The organism is Bacteroides sp. AM37-9, from assembly GCF_003603455.1.
Lineage (GTDB): Bacteria > Bacteroidota > Bacteroidia > Bacteroidales > Bacteroidaceae > Bacteroides > Bacteroides xylanisolvens.
Genome location: NZ_QTNF01000001.1, coordinates 364,208 through 381,969 on the forward strand (window position 1 = coordinate 364,208; position 17,762 = coordinate 381,969).

Annotated in this window: 16 protein-coding genes; 7 read left to right on the forward strand and 9 right to left on the reverse strand. The window is 42.1% G+C overall.

Annotation, left to right across the window (positions count from 1 at the left end; all coding sequences use genetic code 11):
• Nucleotides 1-4 precede the first annotated feature (4 nt).
• The 4 genes from DW862_RS01240 (at nt 5) to DW862_RS01255 (ending at nt 2,280) form a co-directional block, all read left to right on the forward strand.
• A complete protein-coding gene (locus tag DW862_RS01240) occupies nt 5-286 on the forward strand; it encodes a hypothetical protein (RefSeq protein WP_120067126.1) in 282 nt (93 codons plus the stop codon).
• Entirely contained in the window at nt 283-552 is a 270-nt protein-coding gene (locus tag DW862_RS01245) for a hypothetical protein (protein WP_120067127.1), read from the forward strand. Before DW862_RS01240 ends, DW862_RS01245 begins: the two co-directional genes overlap by 4 nt.
• 294 nt (nt 553-846) lie before the next feature.
• Nucleotides 847-1,392 (forward strand): hypothetical protein, encoded by a 546-nt coding sequence (locus DW862_RS26235; RefSeq protein WP_243636439.1) that lies wholly within the window; start codon nt 847-849, stop codon nt 1,390-1,392.
• 708 nt (nt 1,393-2,100) lie between these two features.
• Complete coding sequence (locus tag DW862_RS01255; protein WP_117683347.1) at nt 2,101-2,280, forward strand: hypothetical protein; 180 nt, start codon at nt 2,101-2,103, stop codon at nt 2,278-2,280.
• Between the two features lie 620 nt (nt 2,281-2,900).
• On the opposite strand, the gene DW862_RS01265 is transcribed toward DW862_RS01255, so the two are convergent.
• From DW862_RS01265 to DW862_RS01285, 3 genes are all read right to left on the reverse strand, one after another.
• Complete coding sequence (locus DW862_RS01265) at nt 2,901-3,377, reverse strand: HU family DNA-binding protein (RefSeq protein WP_120067130.1); 477 nt, start codon at nt 3,375-3,377, stop codon at nt 2,901-2,903.
• Nucleotides 3,378-3,832: 455 nt separating this feature from the next.
• On the reverse strand, nt 3,833-4,306 hold the full coding sequence (locus DW862_RS01275) for an N-acetylmuramoyl-L-alanine amidase (protein ID WP_120067132.1): 474 nt from the start codon (nt 4,304-4,306) through the stop codon (nt 3,833-3,835).
• Nucleotides 4,307-4,482: 176 nt separating this feature from the next.
• Complete coding sequence (locus DW862_RS01285; RefSeq protein WP_008650657.1) at nt 4,483-4,734, reverse strand: DUF4248 domain-containing protein; 252 nt, start codon at nt 4,732-4,734, stop codon at nt 4,483-4,485.
• A 121-nt stretch (nt 4,735-4,855) separates the two neighbouring features.
• Between DW862_RS01285 and DW862_RS01290 the strand changes: the two genes are divergently transcribed.
• Nucleotides 4,856-5,074, forward strand: a complete 219-nt coding sequence (locus DW862_RS01290; protein WP_243636440.1) for a hypothetical protein — start codon at nt 4,856-4,858, stop codon at nt 5,072-5,074.
• Between the two features lie 535 nt (nt 5,075-5,609).
• Here DW862_RS01290 and DW862_RS26600 read toward each other — a convergent pair.
• The 6 genes from DW862_RS26600 to DW862_RS01310 form a co-directional block, all read right to left on the reverse strand.
• Complete coding sequence (locus tag DW862_RS26600; RefSeq protein ID WP_255679522.1) at nt 5,610-5,741, reverse strand: hypothetical protein; 132 nt, start codon at nt 5,739-5,741, stop codon at nt 5,610-5,612.
• Between the two features lie 6 nt (nt 5,742-5,747).
• Nucleotides 5,748-6,104 carry a hypothetical protein gene (locus DW862_RS25740; protein ID WP_165861859.1) on the reverse strand — a complete coding sequence of 119 codons (357 nt, stop codon included), beginning with the start codon at nt 6,102-6,104 and terminating at the stop codon, nt 5,748-5,750.
• Between the two features lie 235 nt (nt 6,105-6,339).
• The gene (locus tag DW862_RS01295) at nt 6,340-6,660 is read right to left on the reverse strand and encodes a helix-turn-helix transcriptional regulator (RefSeq protein WP_008770400.1); all 321 of its coding nucleotides are present in this window, start codon (nt 6,658-6,660) and stop codon (nt 6,340-6,342) included.
• 15 nt (nt 6,661-6,675) lie between these two features.
• Nucleotides 6,676-7,224 (reverse strand): hypothetical protein, encoded by a 549-nt coding sequence (locus DW862_RS01300; protein ID WP_120067133.1) that lies wholly within the window; start codon nt 7,222-7,224, stop codon nt 6,676-6,678.
• An 86-nt stretch (nt 7,225-7,310) separates the two neighbouring features.
• A complete protein-coding gene (locus DW862_RS01305) occupies nt 7,311-7,559 on the reverse strand; it encodes a hypothetical protein (RefSeq protein ID WP_032856256.1) in 249 nt (82 codons plus the stop codon).
• A gap of 728 nt (nt 7,560-8,287) precedes the next feature.
• Nucleotides 8,288-12,295, reverse strand: a complete 4,008-nt coding sequence (locus DW862_RS01310) for a two-component regulator propeller domain-containing protein (protein ID WP_120067153.1) — start codon at nt 12,293-12,295, stop codon at nt 8,288-8,290.
• A gap of 384 nt (nt 12,296-12,679) precedes the next feature.
• On the opposite strand from DW862_RS01310, the gene DW862_RS01315 reads away from it, so the two are divergent.
• Both DW862_RS01315 and DW862_RS01320 read left to right on the forward strand, forming a co-directional pair.
• Nucleotides 12,680-14,491 (forward strand): glycoside hydrolase family 2 protein, encoded by a 1,812-nt coding sequence (locus DW862_RS01315; RefSeq protein ID WP_120067134.1) that lies wholly within the window; start codon nt 12,680-12,682, stop codon nt 14,489-14,491.
• Between the two features lie 129 nt (nt 14,492-14,620).
• Nucleotides 14,621-17,737 (forward strand): TonB-dependent receptor, encoded by a 3,117-nt coding sequence (locus tag DW862_RS01320; RefSeq protein ID WP_120067135.1) that lies wholly within the window; start codon nt 14,621-14,623, stop codon nt 17,735-17,737.
• The last annotated feature ends 25 nt before the right edge of the window (nt 17,738-17,762 follow it).

Genomic DNA, 17,762 nt, shown 5'->3' on the forward strand with positions numbered 1-17,762 from the left:
AACGATGAGCGAAAACAGAAAAGCAACCGACACGCCGCTCTACTACCCCCGCAAAATGCGTACAGGGTGGTGCGTGGCGCACGAAGTGACAGCCGCAGGCATCACTATCGAGAGATACGGAATACACTGCCAGACGTATGCGGAAGCATACCGGCGGGCGGAAGTGATGAACCGGAAACAACAGGTGGAAGCGGAAGCGGGGCACGCCGGGACACAGGTCGGAGAAACCACCGGTTCACTGGAAGCGTCCGCCTCCGATGGCGAGAAAGGGGGTGAACGATCATGAGCGAAAAAGTAAGCACCATCACGCTACGGTTGACTGCAGAAGAAGTCACGCAGCTTGAAATTTTGAAGAATCTTACAGGAAAGCGAACGGCCAGCGAAGCAATCAAACACGTTGTGCGGGAGTACCCCCGTTTCTGTACCCACTACAAGCAGGAAGCGAAGGAACACGGAGAACTGAAACGAAGGTACCAGGAGCAAGACGAAGCCGTGCGGGGTTTTCTGTCGGCACTCGACAGGTTGGAGAAAGCGGGCAGGGAGAAAGAGTAGGGGAAATGATTGCTAGCAAAATCCGCTCCGGAAGATCTTGGCCAATGAAATATTTGCTAGCAGATGTTTCCGGATCGTGTGCTCGAGCTGCGTAAAAGTGCTAGCGGATTCTTCCGGATCGTGTGCTACAGATCGGGAATAATGCTAGCAACTGTTTCATCCTGAAAGAATCCGGCTGCCGGATTCTGCTAGCGGATTCTTGTTCCCGGTTCGTTCCGGAGCAACTAATTTGCTAGCAATTAACGGGGATATCAGGTTGATGGAGCCGGGATCCCGACAGGTATGTGATAGTAAGTGAAGGTAATAGGCAAGTGCCGAACCAAGCGGATTACTTTCGCGAGCGGCTTATCGTCTGACAGCTCACCGTGCCGCCGTGTGGTTCGTGGCAATGCGTGCAGCGGGAATACCGCCGCCCACACAGCCCCGTCCCCCGCAGCAGCACTCCGTCAGTGTTTAATAGCAATATTCCTTCACCGGCAGCGTTTCTCGGACGGACAGTGTTTCTGTGCACCGTGCCTCTTTCCTTGCTTTCCCGTAGCCGTCGGACTGGCGCAAAGAAAGCCGCCCTCTGACAGTGTTTCTATGGAACGTTCTTGGGGGAAGTCTTCCCAAGAGTTACTCCTGTGTGTAACAGTCGAGGCTTGCCAAGTGGGTGATTACGGAAGTTACTACCGCCTGACGCATACGGCTCCGGCTCCCGCTCACACCCCGGCACAGCCGGACTACAAGCGACAGCCTATGCGGTGGAAACCCTTGCGGAAGGGTATCCCCTGCGGAACGGGTGACAGCTGTGATGCCCGGTGCGGTTTCGCTCCGCCCGGCACTTGCTGCCGGGACTAAGGCGAGAATCCGCTACCTCTTTTCGGCTGACTATAGGAACGGAAGTGTTAGCCAGGAGTGCAGCCCTGCGGTGCGGGGTTCCCGGGTTTACGGTTGAGCGGGTTTGTGTTATGGAAGTAAGCGCCCTTCGCCGTCCTTCGGGCGCGTGCAGACGTGATGCTGCGTGCGCCGTGACAGCAATTGTTTTCCTTCCGCCTTCCTTTTTGGGGGACACCCAAAAAGAGACCGGCAGAAAAACAAAGGGGTAGCGATATTCAACATAACGGGTCATTATGCCTGCACGCCTTGCCATTCAGGCAAGTCGGGTGCATAATGCGTGGTTATGTTTAATATGGATTGTTTTATTTTTCCGCCCCCGGGCGAAAAAAAAGCCATGCGGAGTGGAAACACCACCACTATGGCGGCAAGCCGCCACCCCGACCACCGCCCCTTAGTTACTTCTGCCAGTCCCGAACCGTGCGGTTTTCTGACCTGTTGCGGGTGTTTGTGCTTCCTGCGGGTTGCGCCTAGCGGCGTGCCCGGCTGACTGTTTACGCCTTTCGGAACATTGGAAATTCCCGGCGGTCGGCTTCGCCGTCCGCTCCATGAAGCGGGGCGAGACGCCCCGCCGAAGAGTGCAAATAACAAATCCGTGACAATCGGGCAAATGTCACAAAATAAAATAGTAAAAAACGTAAGTTCTTAAAACTTATATTAAACAGAATAGAAATGAAAGAATCACATACAGGTATTGGTATCTGCCGTTGCTACCAATGCCGAATGAGAAAAAAGAACTGCAGCACATCGGGACGTAAATCGCTCAAACGGGCAATCAACAAGTTTCGCCGCAAGCAATTGAAGTTAGACAAAGTAACCAGGCACAATCACTTCGGCGGATATTGGGCCTAAGACTAATACACGCTTTTATCCGCCCCACACTGCACAGGAACACATTTTTTTCCTTTTTTCATCTACCTCTCCAAGGGCATGGATGAACGGCAGACAAGAAATTTCAGATAAAAATACCGCACGACGTAGGAGCGCAGGATATTTTTATCTGAAATAGCGTAGCGGTTCTTGACTGACGGGCGGCCGTGGCCTATCTTTGTAGAAGAAAAGAGGAAAAATACGCTGTAAAACAGCAAACTTATCATTTATCCCTTCCCGTCACTTTATAGATAATTGCGTTTCTGTCTGTGTCACTACGTTTATTTACAGATGGAATCATACGGGAATAAAACGTAAAAACGCCCAAAAACAGTCGGAACGGAAGTAAAAACGTACTTGAAACCCTTCGAGATATTTTCAAAAATTCATCAGACGTTTTTTTTATTTCGTCAGACGTTTTTTGAAAAACTCCTGATGTTTTCTATGAGACTTTCAGAAGCATATTCCGTTCACCAAATATCAGCAAATGAAAAGCCCGGTGAAATGATTTCTCATTCATCGGGCTTTTTCCTTGGTTTGTTTGCGATGTACGAAACGAGGATAATGCGCTAGCAGGCGTTTTCTTCGTTACCGGTCATTGTTTAAGCTGCCGGGTCTGGAGCTTCTCCGCCGCCTTCGTCAGGTTTCGGATTTGGTTTCTCATCTCCTCCTTCGCCATCTTCGTTCGCTGCGCTTGCTCCTGCTTTTGAGAAAGAATACATTGCAACGGCTTCTTTGATTTCCGTAGAAGGAACGTAGATGACACGTGCTTTCTTGACGCTGTTTGCGCCGCACTTGCTGGCATCCTCGAGACCTTTACCGGAAACGGAAGGACGGAAAGACCCAAGGTCTCCCAGGCGGACGGGTGAACCGTTGGCTAAGTTGCGCTTGATGACGGTCATCAATGCGTCAAGAACAGCTTTGATGTCAGAACCTGTCAGCGTACAACGGTCTGCGATTTGTTCAACGATTTGTTTCAGTGCCATCTCCGGGGCGAGTACTACTTGTGCATAGTATTTTGCGGCGGCGTCTTTGTTCTGCGGATTCTTGCGCAAAGCGGGTTTGATTGTAATTGCCATGTTAATTAGTGTTTTAATGATTAATAATGTTGCAAATCTACATATACGTGCGTGGGCGTGCAGACGTATGTTATTATCTGTGATGATACGTGTTTCATCATACGATTATGTACATGAAAAAAGGGCTGCGGTTTGTATTCCGCAGCCCTCAAAACAGGGGTTTTCACTCCGATCGTAAAGTTTACTCCTTAATAGTTTCTCCTTTCATCATCTTTCACGGGACTGTCTGCCCCGGTGAGCCAAACAAAAATTTTACCGATAACTTTCAATACCTTCAACGTCGTTCTCCAAAATGGTTTCATAATGACCTCCTTTTTAATTGTTTCCCGCAAAGGTAGGGGAAATGAAGAATGAAGAATGATGAATGAAGAATTGGCTGCGCTTTCATACATTTACATCTGCATAGTAATTCTTCATTCATCATTCTTCATTCATCATCCTTCATTCTTCATCCTTCATTCTTCATCCTTCATTAAATACCCGTATTCGACGGAGACACAGAAGCAGGGACATTGTTTGATGTACTCGCAGGATTCTATGGTACCGTTGTGGTTGAGGTCGGGCGAGAGGTCGCGGTGACCGCAAATCTTTGCTCCCGGATAGGTGAGCAGCAGGAAGCGGAGAAGGGTTTCAAGGCTTTGTTTTTGTGCGTCGGTGCGGGTGTCGGCGGCACGTCCGGAAGCGTCCAGGCCTCCTTCGTAGGCAACTCCTATCGACGGGGTGTTGTAGCCTTTGGCGTGGGCGCCGACATGGGTGATGTCGCGCATGTGATGTATCGTTCCGTCTTTGGTGATGTAATAGTGATAGCCACATTCGGCAAAGCCTTGGCGTTTGTGCATGGAGTCGAGGGCTTCCGGGGTGAGGTTGCTTGTGCAACGGGATGCGGTGCAGTGCACCACAATCAGGGTGATGTTTCTTTGTTTAATCATTGTTTTTTGTGGGTGATTATGTGGATGATTTTTAGTTGTGTATTCTTGTTCTACCCCCCTTCCTTCCCCCTTTGGGGGAGACGCTTGTCGGGGGAAGTGCTCTTCCCCCTTGCCGCAGGGCGTTCCCCTAGCAAAGAGGGTTCGGGCTGTAGCCGTAGGAGCTGCTGCGCTAGGGTTTAAAAGGGTGAGCCGAAAGAGATGGTTATCAGTTCCTTTTGTTTGGGGGTGAGGATGCGGTTACTTAACTGGTAGTTTGTTTCCTGCAATGCTTCGAGTAGTTCGGTGTCGTCCTTTATCCACTGTTTGAGGCGGATAGAAGCGGACGCAGGTGCAATATTCGGGAAATAGAGAACGGCCAGTTCTTTGAAACCGTAGCTACGGTTGGTCAAACTTTGGCAGTTGTTTTGTTGGTGCATGTTGGTATACATAATTATAGTGTTGGTTTACAGATGTAAAGATAGGCTTTTTAGTGGCTGGTTGTTACCTGTATACTTGGTAGATATAGTTATATATGTTTGTTGGCAGAGGAAATTTGTGATATTCGGGCAATTGTCACGAATTTCTTTTGTCCGTAACTTTTCGGCGGGGCGTCTGCCCCGCTTCGTGAAGCGGACGGCGAAGCCGACCGCCGGGAATCTCCGATATTCTGCAAAGACTGTCCGCATGGTGCAAACAGTCAGCCGGGCACGCCGCAAGGCGAAGTCCGCAGGAACAGGAAACCCGCAAGATGTCGAAAATCCTGCAGGGAACCGGGAAAGGCAGGAGTAACTAAGGGGCGGTGGTCGGGGTGGCGGCTTGCCGCCACAGTGGTGGCGTTTACATTCCGCAGGGCGCAGTCCGCAAGGGTGAACATGAAACGGAGTAACTTTATGCCCGTTCCTGAAACAACGGAAAAGCCCGCAAACAGCAGGAATATTTGGAAGATGCTGTTATGTTGAATTAAAGCACAAAATCCGGAACGGTTTTGTGACTAATTAAACATAATTGCTCTTCCGGATTTCCTGCGCAAAAGCTGCACTCCATCAGAAAAACCGGAAGAACACGGCGCAAGCAGCATCACGTCTGCACGGCGGCGGAAGCTTGCGCCGCCTTCTATCCAAACAGCCTGAACCGCTCAATCATAAAACACGGGAACCCCGCACCGAACGGCTGCACTCCTGACTAACAGCCCGTTCCTATAGTCAGACGAAAAGAGGTAGCGGATTCTCGCCTTAGTCCCGGCGTTAGTGCCGGGCGGAGCGAAACCGCACCGGGCATCGAAACTGTCACCCGTGCCGCAAGGGCTTACATTCCGCTAAGGATATCATCCGAAAGGGTGCCCATCGCATAGGGTGCTGCTTCCTTTGCTGTATTCGGCAAGTGAGGGAGCGGCAACCGGAGCCGGATATAAGACGGGAGTAACTTCTGCTATCGTCCGCAAGGGTGTCCACCGCATAGGCTGTCACTTGTAGTCCGGCTTTGCCGGGGTGTAAGCGGGAGCCGGAGCCGAATGCATCAGGCGGTAGCAACTTCCGTAATCACCCACTTGGCAAGCCTCGACTGTTATACACCGGAGTAACTTTTGGGGAGACTTCCCCCAAGAATGTTCCATAGAAACACTGTCAGAGGGCGGCTTTCTTTGCGCCAGTCCGACGGCTACGGGAAAGCAAGGAAAGCGGCACGGTGCACAGAAACACTGAACGTCCGAGAAACGCTGCCGGTGAAGGAATGTTCCGATTAAACACTGACGGAGTGCTGCTGTGGGGAGCGGGGCTGTGTGGGCGGCGGTATTCCCGCTGCACGCATTGCCACGAACCACACGGCGGCACGGTGAGCAATCAGACGAAAAGTTTCAAGCATGACTTTTTTCCAGTTTGCTAGCACATACCTGGCAGGATCCCGGCTTCATCAACCTGTTATCCCCTGCCAACTGCTAGCAGAATCCGGCAGCCGGCTTCTTCCAGGACGAAACATTTGCTAGCACTATTCCCGAGCTGCAGTAGCTGATCCGGAAAAATCTGATAGCAAATCTTTCCTACTGCAGCCGGGGTGAGCTATACAGCCATCGGTTCCTCTTTGATAATCGAGATTTCCAGTGCGTTTTCAATCTTGGTCAAAGTTTCGAGTGAAAGGTTCTCCCGTCCTCTCAACACCTTTGAGATGTATTGCGGGCTGCAATTCATTTTTTCAGCCAATTGCTTTTGGCTCATTCCTAATTCTTCCATCCTGTCCAGCATCAGCATGGCAATATTTTGCGAATGTCGGAGCCAAGACTTGTTTGTTTCAAGGAAGTCAAACAGCTCACGCCATTTCGAAGGCGTTGGAGAAGCATGTTCTTCAAGCCTTTGTGCGATAGATTTCATACGATTTTCCATATCATTCCTCCCAAATTATAATTCACTAATATACTCTATAAACCCTTCGTCATCAATAATTCCTTCTTCCAGCAGGTAGCGCCGGACTTTGTCTATTTTCACAAGTTCCTGCCTGGTGTGCTCTCTTTCCTGCATCGTAGCCGTCAGCTTGATGGCGCCTCCGGTGATGATGTAGTTGCCTTGAATCAATTTGATAGCGTATAGCCGGAGCCATGACGAGTGACCGTATTTACGTTTTAACCGAGCCTTTTCTTTTTGCAGCATCATATCCGAAGCCTGGTTGTTGTCCAACGGGCGGAATATCTTGCTTAAATCGGTTTCCGGGGAGATGTCCATTATGATGTATCGAAGGCGTTCACTATCTTCAATAGTATCGCTGATAGCTTCTTTTATATCTGTTATTTTAAAGTAGGCGTTCAAGTCATCTATATTCTCCTTGAAGAAAGTGCGTAGCCAAACCACGTCGGCCCAGTTGTTGAACACCTTATAAAATTCGTTATCATCCTCGCCTTCAAAGTGTACAGCCCATAATTTTCTGTCTCCAGTAATGTCGTCAAATGTCATATCTCCTTGTTTTATAGTAAGACAAAGATACGCAAAAGTAACGAGATAATAAACTTATAGGTTGATTATTTAGCAAGAAAAATGTTTTATTTAGTTGGTTTAGTGGTTGTATGGTAGATGGTGGTGTCTGTGTCCCAGTCATTAATTTCATCATTCGTGTTTATTTGCAGACTGTCAATGAGAGTTTTTTGATGAGTTATTTCCGGTTGTTCGCAGCCTCCTATCAGTTGTATAATGAATATTATTCCTGCTATAACGATTCCTGCTATGGTATTATTGATAACATTTCTTTTTAAGCCTTTAATATAAGAATTCTGATACCTGTTATTTTGCATAATTTATATTTTTTACGCTGTGAAGTTAATAAATTAAATGCGATATTTATCATTATTTGTCACTTTAATTAGGTTTATCCGATTAAAAACGATACCTTTGTATTACAAATAAGAGTTCATTGATTTAGATAAAAAAAGGAGTTCGTGACTTAGTCGGTGGCTAATTCGGTGGCATTGACTAAAGTGAAGGCTCTGTAAATAACTGATAATAAGTGCGAAATAGCAAAAATGTTTTACGGCTATCATCCGCACACTTTCTATATATAAACAGACAAAAAAGCCTCTAAACAGACATTTAGAGGCTTTTTTTATATCCTTTCCACAGATCATCCAAAAACGTGAAAGCTCAGTCTGAAAACTTGGGGGATTTGATTCAGGGCAATCACATCCTTAAAAATAGATTCATTCCGGTGCATAAATGAACTATTTCAGAAATGAACTAATCCGCACAGAAAGAAATTAAATAATATAGTTTAGACTTTTCTCCACTGTATAAACAACTTGTCTGAGACCCGGGTGTCAGATAGAACTCTATTACAAAGCGTTTTTTCTTTGGTACTAGAGTAAATAAAATTCTGATGCGTCTAATATCTATTCAAAAATGTGCGGGAATGAATCATTTTTTAGGGATATGGCTGTCCTGAATCAAGTCCCCCAAAAATTACAACTGAGCCAACGTGAACACATTCTCGGTGACATTTGCGGTGATACCCCGGAATCCTCCGTGATTACTTCTTTGCTTTATTCGCATGTTGGGCTATAAACTCCTTAGGTAAAATACCATAAGCTTTCTGAAACACACGTGTAAAATAGGAAGCTGTACTAAAGCCGACACTATATGCAACCTCATTTACCCTCATATCAGTCTCCAACAATAATTGGCAGGCTTTTCTCAGACGATAATTCCTTAAATAATCACCTGGTGTAGCACCAGCTATTGCTTTGAGTTTTCTTTGCAGGTGAGAGCGGCTGATATTGAAAATATCGGTTAGTGATTCTACCGAGAAATTTTCGTCTGAGATATGCCTTTCAATTTCTTCATTCAACTGGTTCAAAAACAGCTCATCATTTTTACTGGTAACTAATGCAGAGTAAGAAATAAAAGGAGAACGATTGAAAGCCTCAAGCACAGTTCTCCGATTTTCAAGTAAACTTATGATTTGCGCCTTCAGATATGAAACTGAGAACGGCTTTTCGATGAAAACATCTGCACCTGAGTGTAATCCTTCTATCTTTACTGCATTTTCAGTTTTAGCCGAAAGTAGTATGATAGGGATATGGTTATAATTGAGGTCCGACTTCAATTTCTTTGTAAATGAGATACCATCTATCCCAGGCATCATAATATCCGAGATTATAATATCATAGCTGTTCTCTTCTAATAATAGTATGGCTTCCTCAGCATTGAAAGCAGTATCAGCAACATAGTCTTTGTTCAAAGAGTTTTTTATAAATGAAGCCATTTCGATATTATCTTCGACAATAAGTATACTGTTTTTGTTTTCTGGCGTACTTCTGTTTTTTATTATTTCCTTTTCGGAAGCAATATTATCAAGCTCTGATTTATGTTGATATAAAAGAGGTAAATCTGAAAAATTAAATACAAATGTAGCTCCCCCAGTTTCATTGTCTTTTACAGTAATATTGCCATTCAGCATCTCAGCGAGTTTTTTAGCTAAAGATAATCCTAAGCCAGTCCCCATCTTCCCGTTATCATTTTGCATCTGATAAAAAGGATCAAATATCAGTTTTTTATAGGCATCAGAGACACCATTGCCATTATCCTCAACAAATACAGAATAAGTCGCGTTCTCATTCTTTATGAGAGATAAAGCTATTTTATCTTTCGTGTATTTTAGCGCATTTGTAAGCAAATTCCCTATTATTTTAATCAATGCATCTGTATCAGAATTTACTACAAGCTCATTTTGAGGAAGCTGGAGAGTAAAATCAATATGCTGTTTCTGAGCTGTCTTACTGATACGTCCATACAATTCAGTTAAAAGATGGCGCAGGTCTACTCTTGTCGGGTTTATAATATATTGAGTTGAATCCATTTTTCTAAAATCCAGTAACTGATTAATCAAATCAGTCAACCTGTCACAATTCTTTTCGATTATCAATATATTCTCTTTAGTCTCTGGACTTCCTTCTCCTGAATTAACAACTTCCTCCAAAGGTGCAGAGATTAAGCTCAACGGAGTTCTAATTTCGTGTGCTATAGTAGTGAAGAAATCTATTTTCGATTTAAAAGCTAAGTTTTCCTGTTCAGTTTTGAATGCTTCCAGTTGTTTTTCTTGTTTTGCCCTACTTTTCTTTATGTAAAATGAGATAATCAAATAGGCCATAACCAGAATCAAAACAACATATATAATCTTGGCAGGGATAGATAACCAAAACGGGGGTAGTATCTCTATCTCTACTTTTGCCCCCTCTTCATTCCACAATTCGTCATTGTTAGAGCCTTTCACTCTGAATAAATATTTGCCAGGAGATAAATTTACATAAGTTACGCTTTGTTTATTTCCTACATAATTCCACTCAGTGTCTGTTCTTTCCAACTTATATGCATATTTATTTTTCGAGTGTGCTATATAGCTTAAGCTAGTATAAGATATAGAAAAAGAAGACTTGTTATAGGGCAATACTATCTTTTGCTGCTTGTTTAATTTTTGCTGTATAGCCTCATTCAGTTCCCTATCTCTATTACCAAGAATATCAATCTGGGTTATTTCTATTGATGGTAAGACGGTATTCTTGTTTTTATTGAGATCTTGGGGATAAAACGAACTAAACCCATTGATTCCTCCAAAGTAAAATTTCCCATTTAAAGCCTTATAACTTGATTTATAATTAAACTGGTTACTCTGCAATCCATCGTCCCTTGTATATAGTTTTATATTGTGCGGGTCTGATGTGTTCATCTGGATGATTCCTTTATTAGAGCTCATCCACCAATTGCCTTGCGGATCGTCCAATATACCATATATTACCCCGTTAGGCAAACCATCGGTTTCAGATATATTCTTAAAACTATCGGTTTTATAGTCGTAAATGAAAACACCTTGCCCCTCGCTTGCAAATAGTAATCTTTTTTTAGAATCAATATAAATATTAGTCAATTTACTCTCTTTTAATGGCTTACAATTAGTGTATATTGAATCGTAACATATCCATTCATTAGTTGGCATATGATATCTTATTACTCCTGAACCGTAAGTTGCCAACCATAGATTTCCAAAATCATCTTCTTTTATATCATATATAAACTTAGAAGCCTGCTCTATGTTAATGAATATATTTTTATCTCTGTCATACTTATTCAATCCTGCATGAGTTCCGACATAAATATCTCCTTTTTTAGTTTTATATAAAGCATATATACCATCATCGTTGATACTGTTCTTTCCATCAAGACTACGTTTGAATACAGATAGAGACTTTGTTTTAGTATTGTAGACATGAATTCCTCTCGCATAGGTACCTATCCACAGGTTATCTCCGTCTAGTAATAAGGCATGTGCGTTATGGTATAATCCTTTTATCGGCTGAGTGATAGTTTGCTCTTTCGTATTAAAATAATTTACGCCTCCATTCTCTGTAGCTATCCATAGATTCTCATTTTCATCTTCGCAAAACTGCCTGACTGTTTTCCCCGATAAAGATCCGGATAAGATGTCGGAATAATATGTTTCTATGCAAGATGCACTAGGACTTAAGTAATTTACTCCTCCCGAATAAGTGCCAATCCATATCCCTCCTTCCCTATCTTTGTAGATTGAACCGATAGCCTGGTCACTCAAACTATGATAAGAATTAGGAATGTCGATTCTCTTGGATGTTCTATTCTCAATATCGAACATATACAATCCATTGTCTGACCCTACAAGAAGAGCATTGTCCCGATATTGGCAAATAGCCATAATACGTGTTACGGCAGAAGGTTCTTTATTTGAACCCAGAAAAGTGGTATATACATTGGACTGTTTTTTATATAAACGTAGACCTTTACCCCATGTTCCAAGCCATAAATCACCATTTACATCTTCGACGATTGTTTGTGTCTCATGCTCGGAGCTATCATAGAGGCTGTACAATCCTTCTACCGGATCAAAAAAGCCTGTATTTGAATTATACCTGAGCAATCCAAGCCTTGTACCAACCCATATATTATCAGAGGCATCTCCGTATATAGACCATACTATGTTGGAGTCGAAATCGTATCCATTTACCCGCACCCTCTTCAGCTCATTCTTTTCGGGATTATAAGTATAAATACCTTGCGAATTAGTTCCTATCCATATATTTCCTCTATTATCCTTAAAAATGGTGGTCACAGTATAAGTGATTTTAAAATTATCAGCAGTTGTATTTTCCACTTTTTCGAAAGTTTCGTCGGCTATATCCATTATATAAAGCCCTGCTTCTGTACCTACATACAGTTTATTATTATCAGCCTCTATCATACAATGTATGATATTATTTCCTATCGTTTTCTCTTTTTGAGGATTATATCTGAATACCTTGCAACTATTCCCATCGAATTTATTTAAACCATCCTTTGTCCCAAACCACATAAAACCTTTCGTATCTTGCATGATACAAAAGACAAAATTTGCGGAAAGCCCATTATCTACTTGTAACTTCTTGAAATGAAAATTAGAGTACCCCTGAGAAAAGGAAACAATGCTATAAAAGGAAAGGCAAAGCAAAATATACAAATAGTGATTTTTCATATAAAGAATGGTATAACGTGAAAGTATCGACAAATATACGCATTTATCGGCAGTGAGAAAATATCAATTATTATTTATTTATATCACATTTTAGTCAAGATGGTTATAAAAACCTTTTATTGCCATTTTTTTACCCAAATATATCACCTTGGCAATAGATGAATTATCTATTTTTGCCATCAATCAAACCGAGAGCTTGTTAGCCCTTTAATATTATAGAAAAAATAGTTCAATACCATGAAAAAACCAACACACAAGAAAACACAGCTTACCAGTTATGCAGCAATTTTCCTTTCTTTTAGGAATGATATTCAGGCTTCAAATTTAGTGCCTCCTATAGCTTCTTAATATTTATACTAATTACATACAAAAATCTATCATCAAATGAAAACACCTTTTTTATTAATTATTTTACTCTTTTCTTCCATGTCATTATCTGCGCAGTGGAAACCTGCGGGTGATAAAATAAAAACGGCTTGGGCGGAAAAAATTGATCCTAACAATGTTTTGCCAGAGTACCCCCGCCCAATAATGGAACGCGATAAATGGCAAAATCTGAATGGTTTGTGGGATTATGCAATTTTACCTATGGGACAGCAGGAACCTCAAACGTTCGATGGAAAAATTCTTGTTCCTTTTGCTGTTGAATCAAGTCTTTCCGGTGTCCAAAAAGAGCTGGGCAAAGGAAAAGAGCTATGGTATAGACGTACGTTTATGATCCCCTCCGATTGGAAAAACAAGAATATAATACTACATTTTGGAGCAGTGGACTGGAAAGCAGAAGTTTATCTCAACAATATTAAAATAGGAACTCATACTGGAGGATATATACCATTTAGTTTCGATGTAACCCCATTCCTAACCTCAGGAAATCAAAAACTGGTAGTTAAAGTATGGGATCCTACAAGCGATAGTTCTATACCAAGAGGAAAACAAGTGACTAATCCTCACGGAATATGGTACACACCCGTTTCAGGTATTTGGCAAACAGTCTGGTTGGAGCCAGTGAATAACAAGCACATTGTTGGCGTTACCCCTATTGCCGATGTAGACAATAACAATTTAAAAGTAAAAGTATGTACAAAGAATACAGAGCCATCTGATATTGTAGAAGTTAAGCTAAAGGATAACAATAAAGTTATCGCTTCAGCAAAAGGAGTTGCAGGACAGATATTAGATATTGCCGTTCCGAATGCGAAACTTTGGTCGCCCGAATCTCCATTCCTTTACGATTTGGATGTTGTTATCATCGAAAGAGGAAAATCAGTAGATAAAGTTAGCAGTTATGCCGCAATGCGCAAGGTGTCGAAAAAGCGTGATGCAAATGGTATAATACGCATGCAATTGAACAATAAAGATATATTCCATTTCGGACCATTAGACCAGGGATGGTGGCCTGACGGACTTTATACAGCACCAACAGATGAGGCTTTGAAATATGATATTGTGAAAACGAAAGACTTCGGATATAATATGATTCGCAAACATGTAAAAGTAGAGCCGGCACGTTGGTACACTCATTGCGACCGTTTAGGCATACTCGTATGGCAGGATATGCCCAATGGAGACCAGGGGCCTAATTGGGATATGCACCACTACTTTGACGGAAAAGAAGTCACACGTTCCATCGAATCAGAACAAAACTTCCGCAAAGAATGGAAAGAAATAATGGATTACCTGATGCCTTATCCATCTATCACCGTATGGGTTCCGTTCAATGAGGCATGGGGACAATTCAAAACACAAGAAATTACGGAATGGACTCAGTATTATGATCCATCACGTCTAGTAAATTCAGCAAGTGGTGGCAATCATTATCTAAAAGTTGGAGACATACTCGATTTCCATAAATATCCTTCACCGGAACTGATGATGTATGATAACGAACGAATTGCTGTTGTCGGTGAATACGGAGGAATAGGTATGCCGCTTACAGGCCATTTGTGGCAACCCGACAAAAATTGGGGATATGTACAATTCAAGAGCGCAAAAGAGGTAACAGACGAATATGTGAAATACGGACAGCAATTACTAGAATTGGTAAAAAAAGGAATATCTGGTGGCGTATACACACAAACGACAGATGTAGAAGGAGAAGTAAATGGTTTAATAACCTATGATAGAAAGGTTATTAAAGTAGAGGAAGACCGAATTAGAAAGATCAATCAGGAAATCAGTAATTCACTATCTGAATAAAGAATGTACTATGGGTATTAGGGGAAACTGATTCTTTATAGTTGTCCTGCAACAAAGCAGCCAGCGTTGCAGGATGATTATAAGGTATACTAAAAAACACAATTTATTATCAATAAAAGTAGTTATAATATGACTAGTAGAATATGTAAACTATTAATGTTAACCGGTTTAATACTGCTATATGCAGGAATTACCACAAAAGGATTTGCTCAAACTGGTGTCACACAGCAATCTCGAACAGAAAAAACTGTAAAAGGCACTGTGAAAGATGAGCAGGGAGAACCGTTGATTGGCGTGAGTGTTATTGTAAAAGGCACCACCAATGGTACAGTGACGGATGTAGATGGAAAATTTTCCATCATGTGCAATGGTGATGATGTGTTAGTAATCTCATATATTGGTTTTCAAACCATTGAGAAGAAAGCAGGAAACACATCATTTCAAGCTCTTATAATGAGAGAAGACTCGAAGTTATTGGATGAAGTTATTGTTATCGGTTATGGTACCACCACCCGTAAACATGTGATAGGGGCAGTCGATCAGGTAAAAGATAAACTTATTAAAGATCGTCCGGTAGCCAATCTTACCCAGGCATTGCAAGGAGCGTCACCTAGTCTCACGATTCAGCAACGTAGTATGAATCCGAATGACAACTCAATGAATATTAATATTCGAGGTGTCAGTTCAATGAATAACAACGACCCTCTGATTGTTATAGACGGCATGATTGCCAACGATGTTAAAGCAATGAATATGCTTAACCCAAGTGACATAGAAAACGTTTCCATATTGAAAGACGCTGGTACAGCCGCCATTTACGGTTCACGTTCGTCCAATGGAGTAATACTGATTACCACAAAGAAAGGGCATTTGGATATGAAACCTCAAGTCTCTTTCAACGCCTCTATTGGAACGCAAAACCCAGATATCTTATTGAAGCCTCTACCAGGCTATCAAAATGCGCTGTTGCGTAACGACTCGTATGTAAACGCTGGCAAAGACCCTATTTACACTGCCGAAGAAATACACCAGTTCGCTCAAGGAGACAGTGAGTGGGGATATAAAGCTATATTGAAGAATGCTCTGCAACAAAGTTATAATGTAGGTGTACAAGGAGGCTCTAAGACTACCTCTTACAATATTTCCTTCGGATATTACGATCAGGAGAGTAACTATAAAGGGCAAGACTTTGGAGTTAAAAGATACAATTTCAGAAGTAATGTTGTATCTGACATAGGCCGTTTGAAACTGACTGCATTATTGGCTTATGACAGGCAGGAAGGGCGTTCGGACAGAGGTGGCTTATGGTTATCAGATGTTATGCGCGTGCCAACATACAATACGTATGACATATATCTCGATGCGGATGGAAAATATTACAATACAGACGTCACCACCGGAGGCAATTTCCTTGCCACCTTATATCATGGTGGTCTTACAACTAACGACGACGACCATTTTCAAGGGGTTGTATCCGGGGAACTAAACATTTGGAAAGGGTTGAAAGCGAAAGCTGTATTAGGCTACGACCTGAGATCTGAACATCGTCTTATAAAAAGACGTTATCACCCGGTATATGATTATATCGACAGGGATAAAGTCATAAATGAAAGCGATAATAAAGATTATAGCATTGAGGATTATAACGGAAAAATAACCATGTTGAATACCCAGTTTCTTTTAGAGTATAACCGTACTTTCAACAAAGTGCATAATGTTACGGGGGTATTTGGATATACAACAGAGTCATACCGCAGAGAAGCCAACGAGATAAAAAGAAAATATGTCGATCCTGATCTCTATACGGATACAGATGACACCGAAATAGATCCCGGCAGTTACAACACACCTGGTGGAACAGTAGAGCGTGCGCTTCATTCGTGGCTGGGTCGTTTAGGGTATTCATATATGGATAAATATTATGCTGAAGTAAGTGCCCGCTACGATGGTTCGTCATTGTTAGCAAAAGGGCATCGATGGGCATTTTTCCCATCAGCGACCCTTGGATGGCGAATCTCGGAAGAAGACTTTTTCTCTTTCTGGAAAGAAAAAATAGGCGACCTGAAAATAAGAAGTTCGTATGGGTTGTTGGGAACTCAATCCGTGCCAGATTACCAGTATTTCACCACTTACGATATTTATAAAAATCAATATGGATTTAATAAAACTCCGGTAACAGGCACAGGCTATACTTTTGGCAATGAAGCGTTGTCATGGGAAAAGACGAAGACATTCAACATCGGATTTGACGCTACTTTATTGAAAAACACCTTAAGCATATCTTTCGATTACTTCAATAAATACACTACCGATATTTTGTTAGTGCCACAAACCCCGAGTACTTTAGGAGGAGCCGTACCTTATAAGAATATTGGAGAGATGAGAAACAGGGGATGGGAATTGTCGATAAACTACCGGCTAAGTCATTCCGATTTTACTCATAACTTCGGATTCAATATAGGAGATTCTTTTAATAAAGTAATAAAATACGGAAAACAGGATATATTTCAAGTAGACGGAATAGAACGTATTGTTCGCGAAGGCGTGCCTCTGCATAGTTATTATGGATTTAAAACAGATGGACTCTATCAGAATGAAGAAGAAATACGAAATTCTGCAGTGTTTATCGGAGCAAACTTGTCGCCTGGAGATGTGAAGTATGTAGATCGCAATGGCGACGGAGTGATAGATGACAACGACCGTTATATCCTGGGTAATGCTTTCCCCCGCTACATATTTGGATTCAACTATTTACTCAACTGGAAAGGGTTTGATTTCAATATGTTGTGGCAAGGTGTAGGCAAACGAGACATGGCATTACGTGGCGAAATGGTTGAGCCGTTTCATGGAAGTTATTATTTTGTCATGTTCGAACACCAGTTGGATTATTGGAGTCCGAGCAACACAGATGCCAAATATCCACGGTTGATAAATGACTATGCAACATCCTCATATGCCAACAATTACCAACATTCGTCCGACAGGAACATTTATAATGCAGCATATCTACGATTGAAAAACTTACAAATTGGTTATACTATTCCGGAAAATATAACACAGAAAATAGGTATAAACAAAGTACGGGTATATGTGACTGGACAGAATTTATTAACAATCACAAAAAATAAATTTATTGATCCGGAATCTTCCGAATTTGGCAACAGCATGAATGCCGGTGGTGCAAACAGTGGACGTAACTACCCTACGCTGAAGTATTATGGTGGTGGTATTGAGATCGTATTTTAAATACAATAATCAGATATAGTATAAT